We start from the raw sequence: 2,501 nt of genomic DNA on the forward strand, positions 1-2,501 counted from the left end.
TCCCAACCGGTCCTCGTCGGCGACAACATCGGCGAGGCGACCCAACTGGTCAAGACACGGGGCGATCGGGGACACTGTCCCAGCGGGCATGGGTGACTCCTGGTGGACGATCTGGATGCTTAGACACACCCATGATCGGTCCCTGTCCCCATGCCCGTTCCACCACCCTCACCGACTCCCTGCCGGCCTCGAATGCCCAGGTCTCAGGACCGCGCATCAACAACTACGGGGCCCTGCGATCAACGGGTACTCCAGGAGCCGCCCATGCTCGCGCAGGCATCGCTCGCCTGCGGCGGCGGTGTCACCCACCTTTGACCAGAACACTTCGACGTCCATCTTGTGTGCGTGATCGTTGAAGCAGACCCCCGGCAAGTTGAACTTGTGCTGAATCAGTGCCTCGTTGAGCGAAGCCCCGGCAGCCGTGTCGTGCACTGTCAGGATCCATGCAGCGTCAGCGCCCTCCGCAGTGAGTCGCAGCCGCAACCCGAAGGAGTTCGATTGCGTCTTGTAGAACAGCGGGACTCGGCCCACACGGAACTGCGTTCCCCGCTTCATTAGGTAGACCACGTGCTTTCCTTCATTGCCGGCGAATCGGACAACGCAGTGGTGCTTGGTCGTATAGCGGCTTTCCAGTCCTGACGTGGTCCTGACGCGAACGAGTTGGCCCTCGTAGTGGAACCGTGTCGAGGCCACCACTCGACGACCATTCATGTAGACGTTCGCGTTGTTGTAGGTACAGACCCGATCGCCAGCCTTCAACGATTCGATAGGCACTCGTGCGGTCTGGACGATCGCTCGCCGCCGATCAGGTAGCGAAAGCTCCGTACCTTGGCGACGTTGCTGCTCATGTGAATCGCAGTATCCACTCGCCCTGTGTGCCTTGGCGCGGCCACACCCTGCGACCCCACATAGACGATGGGGAGGAACCTCGTCGACCGTAGGCACTTCAACCATCGTCCCTACCGGCTGGCAGTAGATCGACTGATTTTGGTCGCCTACGCGGATGCGTTGCATGTGGGTTTGGTCGTTGACGATGCTGGCGATCAGCGGGTTTGCGTCTTGGGCTTCGTCGAGCATGAGGTAGTCGCCGTCGCGGCCGACGATCGGGTGGGTGTCGGCCCACAGTTTCAGCATGTGGCTGGGCGTGAACTTGATGGTCCAGTTGTGGGGGTCGCGGATCGCGGCCCAGGCGCGGCGGGCGATGGGGAGGACGTGGTCGACGAGTTCGCTGCGCTGCGGACTCCACTGGTCGATGCCCTTCTGTTCAGGCACGTGGTGGGGTCCGATGTGTTCGTCCATAGTGGTGCAGAACTTTTCGACGGTCGCGAGTGCGAGTCGGGTGACGGGGTATTGGGCGAGGACGCTGGGCCCGTCGCCGCCGGGGGTGAAGAAGATCTTGTGGGAGTCGATGGCGGCAGCAATGTCCCGGAAGGTGGCCCGGCCGCCGTCGAGTTTGGCGAGCAGCGGCCCGTGCGGCGTGTTTCGGAGGTTGCGGAGCGCAAGAGCGTGTGCGGTCGAGGTTTGAACCTGGTCGGGGAACTGGGATTTCGCCTCGTCGGCGACCGATCGGTTGAACGCGATGTACAGGCCGTGTCGGTGGGGTCGGCGGGTGGCCTCGAGTCGGGCGATGCCACGAAGGGTGGAGGTTTTTCCGGTGCCGGCGAGAGCGCAGATCACCAGGTCGCTGCCGGTGTTGAAGCTGTCGATGATGCAGGCTTGTTCGTCGGTGGGATCGAACCCGCCCATCGCGGCCCGGGTCGCAGCCTGGTCGACGACAGGCGGCTCCCCTGCGGCGACTGGCATGGTTTCGTGGTGTGTCCGCTGCGCAGTCGTCGGCGCAACGGTTTCACCGACGGGCACGAGATCGCTGACCCCGGATCGTTCGATCATGGCCGCCAGGAGCAGGCCGCAGGCGTGGGCGTCGGCTTCGGCGCGGTGGTTGTTGATCGCGGGAAGGTCGAGGAGGTCGAGGAGTGTGCCGAGCTTGTGGTTGGGGGCGATGAGGTGTGCGCGTGCAGCCGCGAGGGTGCAGATGCCCTGCCATGCGGGGGCGGGCCGGTCGATGCGTTCGTATTCGGCGGTCAGGAACCGGTTTTCGAATGCGAGGTTGTGGGCGACGACGCCGTAGCCGCCGATGAATGCGGCGAGTCGGGTCAGGACTTCCTCGGTGGGCGGGGCGGACCACACCATCTGTGGGGTGATGCCGTGTACGCGCTGCGCTTGCGGGTTCAGGGGGACGTCGTAGCCCGGGTTGAGCAGTGAGGAGAACGTGTCGAGCACTTCCCCGCGGTGGTTCATTTTCACGGCACCGATCTCGATGACGCGACTGGTGTCGGCGTTGACGCCGGTGGTTTCGACGTCGATAGCCACGAACGGGAGGGACTGCCCCCACTTCAGTTGACTCATGGGGTGGAGAGGCTCAAGCCGCGTGTGCGGCCTGATTGATTGTCTCAAACTCGATCGGGGTGAGCTTCCCCAGGCGCCGCTGGCGGCGCTTGCGG

1 protein-coding gene is annotated in these 2,501 nt (G+C 64.2%); it reads right to left on the minus strand.

What is annotated here, in order from left to right; genetic code table 11:
* Positions 1–216 precede the first annotated feature (216 nt).
* On the minus strand, positions 217–2,370 hold the full coding sequence (locus E0497_RS20245; RefSeq protein ID WP_161987478.1) for an exonuclease domain-containing protein: 2,154 nt from the start codon (positions 2,368–2,370) through the stop codon (positions 217–219).
* Positions 2,371–2,501 lie beyond the last annotated feature (131 nt).

Source organism: Prescottella subtropica (genome assembly GCF_005434945.1).
Taxonomy (GTDB): Bacteria; Actinomycetota; Actinomycetes; order Mycobacteriales; family Mycobacteriaceae; genus Prescottella; species Prescottella subtropica.